Annotated in this window: 13 protein-coding genes; 5 read left to right on the top strand and 8 right to left on the bottom strand. The window is 45.2% G+C overall.

Translation table 11 applies throughout. The features are described from left to right. Positions 1 to 104: 104 nt before the first annotated feature. From yacG to nadC, 8 genes are all read right to left on the bottom strand, one after another. On the bottom strand, positions 105 to 299 hold the full coding sequence (gene yacG / locus H735_RS28845; RefSeq protein WP_009707573.1) for a DNA gyrase inhibitor YacG: 195 nt from the start codon (positions 297 to 299) through the stop codon (positions 105 to 107). Between the two features lie 62 nt (positions 300 to 361). Continuing rightward, positions 362 to 1,102, bottom strand: a complete 741-nt coding sequence (zapD, locus tag H735_RS28840; RefSeq protein ID WP_009707572.1) for a cell division protein ZapD — start codon at positions 1,100 to 1,102, stop codon at positions 362 to 364. A 27-nt stretch (positions 1,103 to 1,129) separates the two neighbouring features. Beyond that, positions 1,130 to 1,744: a dephospho-CoA kinase gene (coaE, locus tag H735_RS28835; protein WP_009707571.1), complete on the bottom strand. Its 615-nt coding sequence runs from the start codon at positions 1,742 to 1,744 to the stop codon at positions 1,130 to 1,132. Further along, positions 1,745 to 2,614: a prepilin peptidase gene (locus H735_RS28830; RefSeq protein WP_020198078.1), complete on the bottom strand. Its 870-nt coding sequence runs from the start codon at positions 2,612 to 2,614 to the stop codon at positions 1,745 to 1,747. Between the two features lie 76 nt (positions 2,615 to 2,690). After that, positions 2,691 to 3,914 (bottom strand): type II secretion system F family protein, encoded by a 1,224-nt coding sequence (locus H735_RS28825; RefSeq protein WP_020198079.1) that lies wholly within the window; start codon positions 3,912 to 3,914, stop codon positions 2,691 to 2,693. 33 nt (positions 3,915 to 3,947) lie between these two features. Continuing rightward, on the bottom strand, positions 3,948 to 5,633 hold the full coding sequence (pilB, locus tag H735_RS28820) for a type IV-A pilus assembly ATPase PilB (protein WP_020198080.1): 1,686 nt from the start codon (positions 5,631 to 5,633) through the stop codon (positions 3,948 to 3,950). Then, complete coding sequence (locus tag H735_RS28815; RefSeq protein ID WP_020198081.1) at positions 5,633 to 6,058, bottom strand: pilin; 426 nt, start codon at positions 6,056 to 6,058, stop codon at positions 5,633 to 5,635. Before H735_RS28815 ends, pilB begins: the two co-directional genes overlap by 1 nt. Before the next feature lie 264 nt (positions 6,059 to 6,322). Continuing rightward, the gene (gene nadC, locus H735_RS28810) at positions 6,323 to 7,210 is read right to left on the bottom strand and encodes a carboxylating nicotinate-nucleotide diphosphorylase (RefSeq protein WP_009707566.1); all 888 of its coding nucleotides are present in this window, start codon (positions 7,208 to 7,210) and stop codon (positions 6,323 to 6,325) included. Positions 7,211 to 7,302: 92 nt separating this feature from the next. Between nadC and ampD the strand changes: the two genes are divergently transcribed. From ampD to lpdA, 5 genes are all read left to right on the top strand, one after another. Continuing rightward, positions 7,303 to 7,854, top strand: a complete 552-nt coding sequence (gene ampD, locus H735_RS28805; RefSeq protein ID WP_005438027.1) for a 1,6-anhydro-N-acetylmuramyl-L-alanine amidase AmpD — start codon at positions 7,303 to 7,305, stop codon at positions 7,852 to 7,854. A 404-nt stretch (positions 7,855 to 8,258) separates the two neighbouring features. Beyond that, a complete protein-coding gene (gene pdhR, locus H735_RS28800; protein ID WP_005438026.1) occupies positions 8,259 to 9,026 on the top strand; it encodes a pyruvate dehydrogenase complex transcriptional repressor PdhR in 768 nt (255 codons plus the stop codon). A 55-nt stretch (positions 9,027 to 9,081) separates the two neighbouring features. Continuing rightward, positions 9,082 to 11,745, top strand: a complete 2,664-nt coding sequence (gene aceE / locus H735_RS28795; protein ID WP_020198082.1) for a pyruvate dehydrogenase (acetyl-transferring), homodimeric type — start codon at positions 9,082 to 9,084, stop codon at positions 11,743 to 11,745. Between the two features lie 30 nt (positions 11,746 to 11,775). After that, the gene (gene aceF / locus H735_RS28790) at positions 11,776 to 13,686 is read left to right on the top strand and encodes a pyruvate dehydrogenase complex dihydrolipoyllysine-residue acetyltransferase (protein ID WP_020198083.1); all 1,911 of its coding nucleotides are present in this window, start codon (positions 11,776 to 11,778) and stop codon (positions 13,684 to 13,686) included. A gap of 243 nt (positions 13,687 to 13,929) precedes the next feature. Beyond that, positions 13,930 to 15,360: a dihydrolipoyl dehydrogenase gene (lpdA, locus tag H735_RS28785; protein WP_020198084.1), complete on the top strand. Its 1,431-nt coding sequence runs from the start codon at positions 13,930 to 13,932 to the stop codon at positions 15,358 to 15,360. Positions 15,361 to 15,574: the final 214 nt, after the last annotated feature.

Below are 15,574 nucleotides of genomic sequence, written 5' to 3'. Positions count from 1 at the left end.
ATCCCGAATCCCGAAAAACAAAAAGGGTCGATGCTCTCACATCAACCCCTTTATTATTCTCAAAGCTTAGCGTCCTTGTTTCTCGACTCTAGCTTCTCAATTCTTTAGTACTGGTCTTCAGACCAACCATCGCTATCCGACATATCCGGTGCACCGGCGATGGCGTTTTCTTCATCTGCCCATTCACCAAAATCAATCATTTGGCATTGTTTACTGCAGAAAGGGCGGTGAGGGCTTTGTTCGCCCCACTCAACGTCTGCGCCACATTGTGGGCATGGAACGACTGTAATTTTAGACATCGTCATTCGTCCTATTTATTCGGTGTTCAAAGGTATTAAGGCAATAGTAGTGCTTGTTGAGCTTAGCTACAAACAGCAAGTTCAAACTCGACATCTTGCGTGCAAGCTTGACCACTTTCGAAAGCCATAAACTTGATGGCGAAACGGTTCTTATGACCTGAAATCATCGGGTAGACACCGTATTCCATTGGGATGTGCAAACGTAAAATATTGGCTTCATCAGCATCACTTTGGAAAAAGCCTGCGCGGGCGATTTGTGCTTTGAAGTGACCCGTTTCGCGAGTAAGTTTTAACCATAGCGCTAACGCATCAGAAAGCGGCTTTAAGCTGACTTGCCATTGGTTAGCATCGTGCTTTTTACGCTCAATCGGTAAATGAAGCCAATAATGCAAAGCGGGTAGGTCGAAACAACATGAACCACCAGGTAGATTGAAACGCTGGCGAATTGAACTTAAGAAGCGGTCTTCTTTCAATGCTTGGCCGAAGCGCTCAGCTGCCATCAATTGGCTGTGTACGACATCGATCTCTTTTAGAAGCTCATTCAGTGCTTGTTGATCTACGCCGTCAACATTGAGCCAGTTACGATAAGCTAAACGCTGCTTTTCAAGATCTTTAGCGAGTTCGCTTTTTAGCTGGATTTGCTCGAAGATCTCGACCATATCGAAAAGGGCACGAAAGAACAGCTGATATTGATGGTTATCAGCAAAACTTGAGGCTAGATGAGCCTGACGCAGCAAAGACTCAACTCTTAAATAGATGCGAGTTTTTTCATTTAACGGATGTTCAAATTTGTGCGTGGTCATCGACATTAGCCTTGGTGAGTTTCATTCCTATTTTCGCAGATTTTTCTTACACATGGCTAGGTACTTTTCGTGTAAATCTGTGATTTGAAGCAAAAGATCTGGGTCATCTGGATTATTCTTCACCACATCATCCGCCAGAGCAAGCCGTTGCTCACGAGAAGCCTGGGACGCCAAGATCGCATTTGCCTGCTCTTCGCTTACGTTATCGCGTTTTACAGTTCTGGAGATCTGGGTTTGTGGGTCAACATCGACGACAAGAACTCGATCACATAAGCTATCAAGCTTGTTCTCTACCAATAAAGGTACAACCAATAGGGCATAGTCCGATGTGACTTGCTCCAAATCTTCGATCATCTTTTCACGAATCATCGGATGCAATAAACCATTAAGCCATGCTTTCTCTTCTGGATTGGAGAAGATCTTTTCTCTTAATTTGGCTCTATCAAGTGTCTGATCATCGTGAACAATATCCGCACCAAAGTGTTCAACGATAGCATTAAGTCCGGGAGTTCCCGGTTCTACAACTTCGCGAGCTACGATATCAGCATCGACAATGTCGATTTTGAACTGTTGTTTGAATAGGTTTGCCACCGTGGTTTTGCCACTCGCAATACCGCCGGTTAAGCCAATAACAAAAGCCATTTACACTCCTAGAATCGACGTAAAGTACCAGTTGAGAATTTGATGGCCCCAAATTAGGCTCACCCATCCCGCAATTGCAAGGTAAGGGCCGAAAGGAAAGGCTTTCTCGATACCTTGTTTTTGCAAGCGCAGTTGGATAAGACCAAAGATGACGCCCACTACTGATGAAAGCAGAATGATCATCGGTAGCGATTGCCAACCCAACCAAGCACCTAATGCGGCAAGGAGTTTAAAGTCGCCATAGCCCATGCCTTCTTTGCCTGTAAGGATCTTAAACAACCAGTAAACACTCCAAAGACACAGATAACCTGCCATTGCACCAATGATGGAGTCTTGTAGGTTCACAGGGCTGATGCCAGAGAGCGCGAGCGCAATACCTGCCCACATTAATGGCAATGTAAGCTGGTCTGGTAACAACATGGTATCGAGATCGATAAACGTGGCGGCAATCAATACAAAGGTAAAGAAAACCAACGCGACAGTGAAGTAGCTAAAACCGAAGTGAAAAGCGATAAAACCCGAACAAAAGGCAGTAAGCAGTTCGATAAGAGGGTAGCGTGCACTGATAGGAGATTGGCAGTTGTGGCATTTACCGCGCAGAAGAAGCCAACTAATCACTGGGATATTGTCACGCATGCGAATTTGCGTACCACATTGCTGACAAGATGAGCGTGGTACGCTTAATGTCAGCTTCTCTTTTGGTGGTTCTATTTTGTATTCAGGGAATGATTCCGCGCATTCGCGTCGCCATTCTAATTCCATTATTTTGGGTAATCGATAAATTACAACGTTGAGGAAACTACCCACGATCAAACCGAAAACCGTGGCAAATACAACGAATAGCCATGGGTAGTACTGGAATACTTCCATATCTGTCTCTTGAGCGATGAATCAAACAAGCAAGCAAGATGCTGTTTTGAAGGAATTAATTTGCTAAAGGATCATTCTATCCCAATACGCTCATCAAGTTAAAGATTGGCAGGTACATTGCTGTGACCAAACCGCCAACAACGACACCGAGAAAAACGATGATCAGTGGCTCTAAAATCTTACTTAGGTTATCGACGGTATTATCGACTTCAAACTCGTAAATTGCTGCAATCTTGTTGAGCATGTCATCCAAACGGCCAGATTCTTCGCCAATCATGACCATTTGCAATACTAGCTCGGGGAAGACATTGCAGTTGCGCATAGCAATATACATTGGCATACCCGCAGCCGTATCTCGGTATACCTCTTCTATTGCCAATTGATAGTGCATGTTACCCGAGGTCTTTGAGGTGGTTTTCAAGGCGGTTAGGATAGGAATACCGGCACTAAAACTGGTGGCAAGCGTACGGCTAAACTTGGCAATGGCGGCTTTGGATAAAACAGGACCTAAGATGGGAATCTTTATACTGGATCGAGCGAGCAATAGCTTGAAAGAATCAGAGCGGTTCGATATGACTTTTGAGCCGATCAAGAGACTCAAGAAACCGAGTCCAATGAAAGGGCCCCAGTTCTGAGTCCAAGCAGAGAGGTCTAATACCATCTGAGTAAAAGCAGGTAAATCTGCACCAAAGCCGACAAACATCTTTTCAAACTCAGGAATGACTCGAGTCAGCATTAGGTAGGAAACCCCTAAGGCAACTAAGACAACCATGGCCGGATAAATAAGCGCTTTGATCACTTTAGCGCGCAACTGTTCGCTTTTTTCTCTGTAGGTTGCCAAACGCTCGAAGACTTGGGATAAGTTACCAGACTGCTCACCCGTTGCGATTAAATCGGTATAAAGCGGATCAAAATGCGTGCTAGCGGTGCGCATGGCTTTCGACATTGGCGTTCCGGCTTCAACAGCCCTTGTGACACTCATTAAAATCGATTTCATTTCCGCTTTTTTATGATTCTCTGAAACCAATTTAAGTGCTTGAACGATTGGTACGCCTGTCATTAGCATGGTAGCAATTTGGCGGGTAAACACCGTGATGTCTTTACCTTTGACTCTGTGGCTCAGTTTGGTGACAAAAGAAATACTGCCTTTTTTCAGTTTCTTGATTTTTATGTGCTGCGCGTCGAGGCGTTCTCTTACCTCGACTTCCGTCATGGCGAGGACATTACCTGAAGTCTTTTTGCCCGAGCTATTGATGCCTTTCCAACTGTAGTTCTTAAGTTGAGGAGTGATGGTTTTCATAAGCGGAGTGACTGCCTAAAATTTCTGAAAAAGTTAAAAGTAGAGAACGCGTTGTAATTCACTGAAGCTAGTGACGCCTTGTTTGAGTTTTTCTATGCCAGACATTTGTAGGGTTTGCATCCCTTTGGCGATAGCGAGCTTTTCTAATTCGTGTACTGAAGCTCCTTTTATGAGCGCCTCAGATAGGGATTCATCAAACTTCATCACTTCATAGATGCCCGTTCGACCTGAATAACCGTGGGTACACTCGTTACAACCATCTGGATTGGCTTTAAAGACATGCTCTGTGTTGATGATCCCAATATGCTGCAGTTGGGCATTTGGTTCTTGCGGCTGTCTGCAGTGTGGGCACAGTTTGCGTGCTAACCGCTGGGCGATAATCAAACTGAGTGAAGAAGCGAGGTTAAAGCTTTCCACACCCATGTTGGATAAGCGGATTACGGTTTCAGCGGCCGAGTTGGTATGTAAAGTGGAAAGAACCAAGTGACCAGTTTGCGATGCTTTGATCGCGATTTCTGCCGTATCGAGGTCTCGGATCTCACCTACCATGACTACATCAGGATCTTGGCGTAAGAAAGAGCGCAAGGCTTCGGCAAAGCCAAAACCGATCTTCGGCTGAACTTGAACTTGGTTAATGCCGGGCAGGTTAATCTCCACTGGGTCTTCCGCAGTCGAGATGTTGATCTCTGGTTTGTTAAGAACGCTTAGTCCTGTGTAAAGAGAAACGGTTTTGCCACTGCCTGTTGGACCCGTCATCAAAATCATACCTTGTGGCCGACGCAGAGCATCCAAATAAAGCTGTTTCTGCTGGTCGCTATAACCAAGTTTATTGATATCTAATGCAGCAGAACTGCTGTCTAGCAAACGCAGTACGATCTTTTCTCCAAACAGAGTTGGCAGTGTGGAGACACGCATATCCACCGCGATGTCTTGGTTTAATTTGAGTTTGATGCGCCCATCCTGCGGCAAACGGCGCTCAGCAATATCGAGCTTAGATAGGATCTTTATTCGGGCAGAGAGACGACGGCTTAAATGGCTAGGAGGCTGTTGAATTTCAATCAAGATGCCGTCGCAGCGCAAACGGACTCGATACATGTTTTCGTAAGGTTCGAAGTGGATATCGGAAGCCCCTTTACGAATGGCATCGAGTAAGATTTGGTTGATGTAACGACTGACGGGGGATTCGTCTTGGCTGAGATCTTCAATGTTCTCAATCTCATCATCTCCAATCTCAACCAAGCTTGCGAGCTCATCTTGGTTTATTTCTTTTAACCCCGACTTTTCCTGCCCAAGTGCTCGGCCATATAAGCGCCGAATGGCAGCTGTCAGCTCTCGAAAATCCGCCAGAACTAGCTCTACTTGTAAGCCGGTAGCAAAACGAAAGTCGTCTTCAGCTTGAAGGTTGGTTGGGTCAGCAACCGCGAGAATCAAAGTTGATGAGGTGCGATTAAGCGGCAAAGCGTTGTGCCGAGTGATCAGATCGCGTAAGCCTAGCGTTTGGCATAACGAAGCGTACTCGTACTGATTGAGAGAAGTGCAAGAAAGCCCGAAAACAGAGCTAAGGTGCTCCGTTAATTCATGAGATTGGAAAAAGCCAGAATTGAGTAAAGCTTCTGGCATTGATATACCAGAAGCTTTTGCTTGCTCAAGTAACAGTTCTTCTTGGGAAAAGGTGAGTATTCCTGCTTGGCGAAGAACTGTTGAGAGTTTGGTTAGCATTATGGGCAATTTTTAATTGTGACGCTCGTTGTTTCTGAGCAAGTCCAAAGCCCACTAGTACTGTCTTTTGTTAAGGTGATTGTTTCGGTACTTGCTAGTGTACTATTTGAACCGAAAGTGAATTTAGCTTGAGAGTCCGTTGCTCCTGAAGCTGCTGTCAATGAGACTGTTCCAAGCTTATTCATATCTGAAGCACCGCCAACATCATTAACATTGGTAGGAAAAGAACCATTTTCAGCGTGGTAATTATCAATATTGGTAACTAAGGCGCGCAGCGTAGCTAGCCCGGATGAAGCCTCGGATTTTTTCACATAATTCTGGTACTGAGGGAGAGCAATTGTTGCTAGCACTCCAATCACTGCCACTACAATCATCAATTCAATCAGCGTAAAACCTTGCTGCTTCTTCTGTTTATTCGTTTTCATCTTGTTTCCTTAAGATAAATTTAGTTAATGCTTATGCATGGGGCTGAAGAGTAAAAAGAGTAGAAACAAGTGGAAACTGGAAACGAAGTGGCTCTCGAGTGAGATAAAGATCTTTGCACTGTAGTTGCATATTGCATGCAAGGTTTTGCGAGTGGTGTTATTTTTTAAGCGGATAAAAATAAAGAGCCTTGCGGCTCTTTATTGCGGTTTGAAAAGCGTAACTCTATGAGATTAAGAGAGTTAGTCTCGCTTGGTTCTCTGGAATTACTTGAAGCGCATCGAAAGATCCATCGCTTTTAGATGCTTAGTCAGAGCACCTACCGAGATGTAATCGACGCCAGTTTCTGCATATTCAGCGATGGTTTCTAGAGTAACGTTACCTGAGTTTTCTAACGCCGCACGACCTGCGTTGATCGCGACCGCTTCACGCATCATATCTGTCGTGAAGTTATCTAGCATGATGATGTCGGCACCCGCTTCGATCGCCTCTTTTAGCTCGTCCAAGCTTTCCGTCTCAACCTCAACTGGTTTGCCTGGGTTTAATTGTTTTGCAGTCGTGATCGCTTGAGTAATGCCACCACAAGCAATGATGTGGTTTTCTTTAATAAGGTAAGCATCGAACACACCGATACGATGGTTGAAGCCACCGCCACAGGCTACTGCGTATTTAAGCGCACTACGTAGACCTGGAATCGTTTTACGTGTATCCAATAGACGACATTCAGTGTGAGCAATTTTCTCTGCGTACTTAGCGGTAATGGTCGCACAACCTGAAAGGGTTTGAATAAAGTTCATTGCGTTGCGTTCGCCAGTGAGCAAATCACGAGCAGGACCCGTCAGTGTGCAAAGTGTTTGGTTTGGTTCAACCTTGTCGCCATCTTTTACATGCCACTCGATGGTCACTTTGCTACCTAGCTGTTTAAATACTTCATCTGCCCACGCTTGACCACAAAACACACCGTGTTCACGAGTGATGATGGTCGCCGTGTTAATAGCGTCAGCTGGGATAAGCGATGCGGTGATGTCTTTGTCTGCATCCAATGTGCCACCTAGATCTTCTTTTAGGGTATCGGCTACGGCGCGAGTGATTTCTAATGGAAGTTGTTGCTTAAGGTATTCTAGGCGTTCTTGGCTGTTGTGTGTGTTCTTCATCGCAAATCTTGTCTTGAAAGGGAGATGGCAACGAATGATACTCTCCGGTGTCAATAATTTCAGCAGTTAATTTGCAAAGTAGAGAGGTTGATATGTGCCTAAAAATCGAGAATGGTTGGTTGACGGAGGCTAAGCACGTCCCATCGCCATTTTTTGATGCTCGTTCTGATAAAAATGACATCTCTCTGCTGGTGGTTCACAACATCAGTCTGCCACCGGGTCAATTTGGTGGCTCTTATATAGAAGACTTTTTCACGGGTAACCTCGATCCCAATGCACACCCATTCTTTGAAGTAATTCACAAAATGGGCGTTTCGGCACACTGTTTAATTAAGCGTGATGGCGAGATTGTTCAGTTTGTTTCTTTCTTAGACAGAGCATGGCATGCCGGACAATCCAGCTTCGCTGGCCGAGAACGCTGTAATGACTATTCAATTGGTATTGAGTTGGAAGGTACCGAGTTTGTTGCGTACACAGAAGAGCAATATCAATCACTTACTGCATTGACCCAAGCTGTTATGCATTCCTACCCAAAAATCACCTTGCCGAGAATCACGGGGCATCAGTATATCGCTCCCTTGAGAAAAGCCGATCCTGGTCTAAGCTTTGACTGGGTCAAGTTCCGGCACCAGATAAAACGCTAACTTGTAGCGAAAGTGTAAATTCAAAAAACAGAAATAAATAAGGCATACACTCAGGTATGCCTTTTTTCGATACAAGAAATATGAGCGCTTGTTAAAAGTTAACTACATTTTGAACGCTTAAATTGGCGATTGGTGCAAAAGTGTACAGATAATTTTGTCATTTTTTGTTTTTGTTGATCAAATTTACTAGCACGCAGAGCTCCCATCTGTTTTGTTTATGTAATTGGTCATACCAATTTTATTGCCGTTTTAATAGTCGATTGTTATCAGAGTGTTGGTTGTAAGTCCATTCTATGATTTAGGTCAATTTTTGGCTGGACAGTGGCGTTTTAATTATGTTAATTTCTGCACCATCTTAAAATTGGTATTACCAATTACCTGCAAGAGTAGAAGAACAATAAATTATGGCTTATCAAAGGATTCGTCAGCCAAAACTCTCTGATGTTATTGAACAAGAGTTAGAAAGGTTGATTGTGGAAGGAACATTGTCTCCGGGGCAGCAGTTGCCACCAGAGCGCGAACTCGCTAAGCAGTTCGATGTGTCTCGTCCATCTGTCCGTGAAGCCATTCAACGCTTGGAAGCAAAGCGTTTGCTTACTCGCCGTCAAGGCGGTGGCACATTCGTTAGCGAAAACATCTGGAAAAGCTTTTCAGATCCTTTGTTGAACTTGTTGTCGACTCACTCCGAAACGCAGTTAGACCTACTTGAATCGCGCCATGCGATGGAAGGAATTTCGGCGTACTTTGCAGCATTGCGTGGTACCGAAGAAGATTTTGCACGTATTCAAGCTTGCCTGAATCAAATCAGTGAAGAGCAAAAAAGCGACAACGTTGAAGCGGAAGCAGCGGCAGTAATGCAGTTCCTTATTGCTTTAACGGAAGCGGCGCACAATGTTGTATTGCTTCATATTGTTCGTAGCCTTGCGCCTTTGCTTGAGCAAAATGTTCTACAGAATCTAAAGCTCTTACATCGCCGCGAAGAAGTGGTCGATAAAGTAAGTAAACACAGAGCTAATATCGTGGATGCGATTGTTTCTGGTCAGCCTGAAAAGGCGCGTGAAATGTCTCACTCACATTTAGCTTATATCGAAGAAACATTGTTGGATTTGACTCGAGAAGAGTCTCGACGAGAGCGTTCTCTGCGTCGAATTCAGCAAGGTAACGATTCTTAATACAAGAACCGCTTACTTAAATAAGTAGATCCAACCAACAGAAGGATAGATCGCCATGTCTGACATGAAGCATGACGTAGATGCACTGGAAACTCAAGATTGGCTACAAGCCCTTGAATCAGTTGTTCGTGAAGAAGGTGTAGAACGTGCACAGTTTCTACTAGAAACCGTTCTAGAAAAAGCACGTCTAGACGGCGTTGATATGCCAACTGGCATCAACACAAACTACATCAACACTATTCCAGCTGCACAAGAACCAGCTTACCCTGGTGACGTAACTCTTGAGCGTCGTATTCGTTCGATTATTCGCTGGAACGCAATCATGATCGTATTGCGTGCTTCTAAGAAAGACCTAGACCTAGGTGGTCACATGGCTTCTTACCAGTCAGCTGCAGCGTTCTACGAAGTTTGTTTCAACCACTTCTTCCGTGCTCCAAACGAGACGGATGGTGGCGATCTAGTTTACTACCAAGGTCACATCTCACCAGGTATCTACTCTCGTGCGTTCGTTGAAGGCCGTCTAACTGAAGAGCAGCTAGACAACTTCCGTCAAGAAGTAGACGGTAAAGGCGTTCCTTCATACCCACACCCTAAACTGATGCCTGAGTTCTGGCAGTTCCCAACAGTATCTATGGGTCTTGGTCCTATCTCTGCTATTTACCAAGCACGTTTCCTTAAGTACCTAAACGGCCGTGGCCTTAAAGATACTTCTGCTCAACGTGTATACGCTTTCCTAGGCGACGGTGAGATGGATGAGCCAGAATCACGTGGTGCAATTTCTTTCGCTGCGCGTGAGAAGCTAGACAACCTATGTTTCCTAATCAACTGTAACCTACAGCGTCTAGATGGCCCTGTAATGGGTAACGGTAAGATCATTCAAGAGCTTGAAGGTCTATTCAAAGGTGCAGGTTGGAACGTAGTTAAAGTTATCTGGGGTAACAACTGGGATGCACTACTAGCTAAAGATACGACTGGTAAGCTACTACAGCTTATGAACGAAACGATCGATGGCGACTACCAAACATTCAAATCTAAAGATGGCGCATACGTACGTGAGCACTTCTTTGGTAAGTACCCAGAAACAGCTGCACTAGTTGCAGACATGACTGATGACCAAATCTTCGAATTGAAGCGTGGTGGTCACGATTCTTCTAAGCTGTTTGCTGCATTTAACAATGCAAAAGAAACAAGCGGCAAGCCAACGGTAATCCTAGCTAAGACTGTTAAAGGTTACGGCATGGGTGAAGCGGCTGAAGGTAAGAACATCGCTCACGGTGTTAAGAAGATGGACATGACTCACGTACAATACCTACGTGATCGTCTAGGTCTACAAGACATTCTTTCTGATGAGAAAGTAGCTGAACTGCCTTACCTAAAACTGGAAGAAGGTTCTGCTGAGTACGAATACCTACATGCTCGTCGTAAAGCACTGAAAGGTTACACGCCACAGCGTCTACCTAAGTTCACACAAGAGTTCAAAGTACCAGAGCTAGAAGAGTTTGCTCCTCTACTTGGCGCTCAAAAGCGTGAAATTTCAACGACTATGGCTTACGTACGTACGTTGAACATCCTGCTTAAAGACAAGAACATCGGTAAGAACATCGTTCCTATCATCTGTGATGAAGCGCGTACGTTCGGTATGGAAGGTCTATTCCGTCAAGTGGGTATCTACAACCCAGACGGTCAAGAATACACACCTGAAGATAAAGGCATCGTTTCTTACTACAAAGAAGCAACATCAGGCCAAGTTCTTCAAGAAGGTATCAACGAACTAGGTTCAATGGCATCTTGGGTTGCTGCTGCTACTTCTTACAGCACAAACGATCTGCCAATGATCCCGTTCTACATCTACTACTCAATGTTCGGTTTCCAACGTATTGGTGACATGGCATGGCTAGCAGGTGACCAACAAGCTCGTGGCTTCCTACTAGGTGCTACAGCTGGTCGTACAACACTGAACGGTGAAGGTCTACAGCACGAAGATGGTCACTCGCACATTCAAGCGAACACTATCCCGAACTGTATCTCTTACGACCCAACATTCGCTTACGAGCTAGCAGTAATCATGCAAGATGGTATCCGTCGTATGTACGGTCCTGAGCAAGAAAACATTTACTACTACCTAACAGTAATGAATGAAAACTACGCAATGCCAGCAATGCCAGAAGGCGCTGAAGAAGGCATCCGTAAAGGTATCTACAAGCTTGAGTCTCACGAAGGTGCTAAGGGTAAAGTTCAGCTAATGAGCTCTGGTACTATCATGAACGAAGTACGTAAAGCAGCGACTATCCTAAGCGAAGAGTACGGCGTAGCATCTGACGTGTTCTCTGTAACTTCATTCAACGAGCTAACTCGTGATGGTCAAAATGCAGAGCGTTACAACATGCTTCACCCAGAAGCTGAAGCGAAAGTGCCTTACATCACTACTGTTCTTGGTAACGAACCAGCAATCGCTGCGACGGATTACATGAAGAACTACGCTGAGCAAGTACGTGCATTCATGCCAACTGAGTCTTACAAAGTTCTTGGCACTGACGGCTTCGGTCGCTCAGACAGCCGTGAGAACCTACGTCGTCACTTCGAAGTTAATGCAGGCTACGTGGTAGTTGCAGCACTAACTGAACTAGCGAAACGCGGTGATGTTGAGAAGTCTGTTGTTGCTGAAGCAATTGCTAAGTTCAACATCGACACTGAAAAAACAAACCCACTTTACGCTTAATACAGCGCTTAACTAGAAGGTAAATAAGCAATGGCAATCGAAATTAATGTACCTGACATCGGTGCGGATGAGGTTGAAGTTACTGAGATTCTTGTAAGCGTTGGCGACAAGGTTGAAGAAGAACAGTCTCTGATCACTGTTGAAGGCGACAAAGCTTCTATGGAAGTTCCAGCGTCTCAAGCAGGTATTGTAAAAGAAATCAAAGTTGCAGAAGGCGATTCAGTAACTACTGGTTCTCTTATCATGATTTTCGAAGCCGAGGGGGCAGCTGACGCTGCACCTGCTCCTGCGGCAGAAGCGGCTCCAGCAGCAGCTCCAGCTCCAGCAGCAGCGGCAGCAGAACTAAAAGAAGTTCACGTTCCTGATATCGGTGGCGACGAAGTAGAAGTTACTGAGCTCATGGTTAAAGTTGGCGATGCAGTAGAAGAAGAGCAATCACTTCTAACTGTAGAAGGCGACAAAGCTTCTATGGAAGTACCAGCACCATTTGCAGGTACGGTTAAAGAGATCAAGATTGCTGAAGGCGATTCAGTAACAACTGGCTCTCTTGTGATGGTATTTGAGGTAGCTGGCTCAGGCGCAGCTGCTCCAGCTCATGAAGCGGTTGAAGCGCCAGCAGCACCTGCGGCGGCTCCTGCGGTGGCAGCGGACAAAGAAGTTAATGTTCCAGATATCGGCGGTGACGAAGTAGAAGTTACTGAGATCATGGTTAAAGTTGGCGATACAGTAGAAGAAGAGCAATCTCTAATTACTGTAGAAGGCGACAAAGCTTCTATGGAAGTGCCAGCACCATTCGCAGGTACAGTTAAAGAGATCAAGATTACTGAAGGCGACAAAGTAACGACTGGTTCTCTAATTATGGTATTCGAAGTGGCTGGTTCAGCTCCTGCAGCTCCAGTTGCAGCAGCGGCTCCTTCGGCAGCAGCTCCAGCACCTGCGGCGGCTCCTGCTCCAGCAGCAAAAGCTGAAGCGGCACCTGCATCGAACGATTTCCAAGAAAACAACGAATACGCACATGCGTCTCCAGTTGTTCGTCGTCTGGCTCGCGAGTTTGGCGTAAACCTATCTAAGGTTAAAGGTTCTGGTCGTAAGAGCCGTATTCTAAAAGAAGACGTTCAAAACTACGTGAAAGATGCGCTTAAGCGTCTTGAGTCTGGCGCAGGTGCAGCAGCATCTGGCAAAGGCGACGGTGCAGCACTTGGTCTACTACCTTGGCCAAAAGTTGACTTCAGCAAGTTCGGCGAAACTGAAGTTCAGAAGCTGTCTAAGATCAAGAAGATCTCTGGTGCAAACCTACACCGTAACTGGGTGATGATTCCTCACGTTACACAGTGGGATAACGCTGACATCACTGAGCTAGAAGCCTTCCGTAAAGAGCAGAACGCAATCGAAGCGAAGAAAGACACTGGCATGAAGATCACTCCTCTTGTGTTCATCATGAAAGCGGTAGCGAAAGCACTAGAAGCGTTCCCAGCGTTTAACTCTTCACTTTCTGAAGATGGCGAAAGCATCATTCTTAAGAAGTACGTGAACGTAGGTATTGCAGTAGATACGCCAAACGGCCTTGTTGTTCCAGTATTTAAAGACGTGAACAAGAAAGGCATCTACGAGCTATCTGAAGAACTAATGGCAGTTTCTAAGAAAGCACGTGCAGGCAAGCTAACAGCTGCTGATATGCAAGGCGGTTGTTTCACAATCTCTAGCCTTGGCGGTATCGGCGGTACAGCGTTTACACCAATCGTAAACGCGCCAGAAGTTGGTATCCTAGGTGTATCTAAATCTGAAATGAAGCCAGTGTGGAACGGCAAAGAGTTCGAACCACGTCTACAACTTCCACTGTCTCTATCATACGACCACCGTGTGATCGATGGTGCAGAAGGTGCACGCTTCATTACTTTCCTAAACGGTGCACTATCAGACATTCGTCGCCTAGTACTGTAATATAGAAAGTAATAGTTAAGGTGGCTTTCGGGTCACCTTACTTCTTTATATAAAAGACTATTTTTAGACGACAATTTCTCACATCGTTCAGAATCTGAAAGATGAATTGTTGTCTAGCTCACAGGCTAACTTAAAGCTGCTTTCACACTGTTAACATCTCTGTAAAATATTGACCGTTTGAAAGCCTAATAATTTAAGAACATCTACTCAGCCTGTTAGGGATAATGACTACAAGAGGTCACAATGAGCAAAGAAATTAAAGCCCAAGTTGTTGTACTTGGTTCTGGTCCTGCTGGTTACTCAGCTGCATTCCGTTGTGCGGACTTAGGTCTAGAAACAGTACTAGTTGAACGTTACAGCACTCTTGGCGGTGTATGTCTAAACGTTGGTTGTATTCCATCTAAAGCACTTCTTCACGTTTCAAAAGTTATCGAAGAAGCGAAAGCGATGGCTGAGCACGGTGTTGTGTTTGGCGAACCACAAACAGACATCAGCAAAATCCGTATCTGGAAAGAGAAAGTTGTAAACCAACTGACTGGCGGTCTTAGCGGTATGGCTAAGATGCGTAACGTTACTGTAGTAAACGGCTACGGTAAGTTCACAAGCCCTAACTCTATCCTTGTAGAAGGCGAAGGCGAAGCAACAACTGTTAACTTCGACAACGCTATCATTGCTGCGGGTTCTCGCCCAATCAAACTGCCATTCATCCCACATGAAGACCCACGTATTTGGGATTCAACGGATGCGCTAGAACTGAAAGAAGTACCAGAAAAACTGCTTATCATGGGTGGTGGTATCATCGGTCTAGAAATGGGTACGGTTTACCACTCACTAGGTTCTAAAGTAGACGTAGTAGAGATGTTTGACCAAGTTATCCCTGCAGCGGATAAAGACATCGTTAAAGTCTTCACTAAGCGTATTAAAGACAAGTTCAAGCTAATGCTTGAGACGAAAGTAACTGCAGTTGAAGCGAAAGAAGACGGTATCTACGTTTCAATGGAAGGCAAAAAAGCGCCAGCAGAAGCTGAGCGTTACGATGCGGTTCTTGTTGCTATCGGTCGTGTGCCAAACGGTGCGCTTATCGATGCTGAAAAAGCAGGTATTGAAGTGGACGAGCGCGGCTTTATCAACGTTGATAAGCAAATGCGTACTAACGTTCCTCACATCCACGCAATCGGCGACGTAGTTGGCCAACCAATGCTTGCTCACAAAGGTGTGCATGAAGGTCACGTTGCTGCAGAAGTTATCTCTGGTAAGAAGCACTACTTCGATCCTAAAGTTATTCCTTCAATCGCTTACACTGAGCCAGAAGTGGCATGGGTTGGTAAGACAGAGAAAGAAGCGAAAGCCGAAGGCATCAACTACGAAATGGCAACATTCCCATGGGCAGCATCAGGTCGTGCAATCGCGTCTGACTGTGCAGACGGTATGACCAAGCTAATCTTCGATAAAGAAACTCACCGCGTAATCGGTGGTGCTATCGTTGGTACTAACGGTGGTGAACTACTTGGTGAAATCGGCCTAGCTATCGAGATGGGTTGTGATGCTGAAGATATCGCACTAACTATCCACGCTCACCCAACTCTACACGAGTCTGTGGGTCTAGCTGCTGAAGTATTTGAAGGTTCAATCACTGACCTTCCAAACAAAAAAGCAGTTAAAAAGAAAAAATAATTTTTCTTGAATGCTGAATGATAAAAACCGCTGATTCGTCAGCGGTTTTTTTATTGGAAGAACAGAACGCTGCGCTTGGCCGATTCGGGAGTGCTCCGCTTAAGGAATCGAGAGGTGACCGTTGGAAGGTTAGTGAAGACAATTGGCTCTAAAAGGAATTGACGGGATTTGTCCCTAGAAAGATAAAATAAGATCGTCTCTCGTCTCTCGTCTC

Origin of the sequence: Vibrio owensii CAIM 1854 = LMG 25443, from assembly GCF_000817815.1 — a bacterium.
Taxonomy (GTDB): Bacteria; Pseudomonadota; Gammaproteobacteria; order Enterobacterales; family Vibrionaceae; genus Vibrio; species Vibrio owensii.
The sequence above is the reverse complement of the archived record's forward strand: the minus strand, read 5'-3'. Positions and strand labels throughout refer to the sequence as shown.

What these genes read in the sequence shown, in the direction of transcription:
- yacG (WP_009707573.1), bottom strand. Translation starts at nt 299, where the DNA reads ATGTCTAAAATTACAGTCGTTCCATGCCCACAATGTGGCGCAGACGTT.
- zapD (WP_009707572.1), bottom strand. Translation starts at nt 1,102, where the DNA reads ATGACCACGCACAAATTTGAACATCCGTTAAATGAAAAAACTCGCATC.
- coaE (WP_009707571.1), bottom strand. Translation starts at nt 1,744, where the DNA reads ATGGCTTTTGTTATTGGCTTAACCGGCGGTATTGCGAGTGGCAAAACC.
- H735_RS28830 (WP_020198078.1), bottom strand. Translation starts at nt 2,614, where the DNA reads ATGGAAGTATTCCAGTACTACCCATGGCTATTCGTTGTATTTGCCACG.
- H735_RS28825 (WP_020198079.1), bottom strand. Translation starts at nt 3,914, where the DNA reads ATGAAAACCATCACTCCTCAACTTAAGAACTACAGTTGGAAAGGCATC.
- pilB (WP_020198080.1), bottom strand. Translation starts at nt 5,633, where the DNA reads ATGCTAACCAAACTCTCAACAGTTCTTCGCCAAGCAGGAATACTCACC.
- H735_RS28815 (WP_020198081.1), bottom strand. Translation starts at nt 6,058, where the DNA reads ATGAAAACGAATAAACAGAAGAAGCAGCAAGGTTTTACGCTGATTGAA.
- nadC (WP_009707566.1), bottom strand. Translation starts at nt 7,210, where the DNA reads ATGAAGAACACACACAACAGCCAAGAACGCCTAGAATACCTTAAGCAA.
- ampD (WP_005438027.1), top strand. Translation starts at nt 7,303, where the DNA reads ATGTGCCTAAAAATCGAGAATGGTTGGTTGACGGAGGCTAAGCACGTC.
- pdhR (WP_005438026.1), top strand. Translation starts at nt 8,259, where the DNA reads ATGGCTTATCAAAGGATTCGTCAGCCAAAACTCTCTGATGTTATTGAA.
- aceE (WP_020198082.1), top strand. Translation starts at nt 9,082, where the DNA reads ATGTCTGACATGAAGCATGACGTAGATGCACTGGAAACTCAAGATTGG.
- aceF (WP_020198083.1), top strand. Translation starts at nt 11,776, where the DNA reads ATGGCAATCGAAATTAATGTACCTGACATCGGTGCGGATGAGGTTGAA.
- lpdA (WP_020198084.1), top strand. Translation starts at nt 13,930, where the DNA reads ATGAGCAAAGAAATTAAAGCCCAAGTTGTTGTACTTGGTTCTGGTCCT.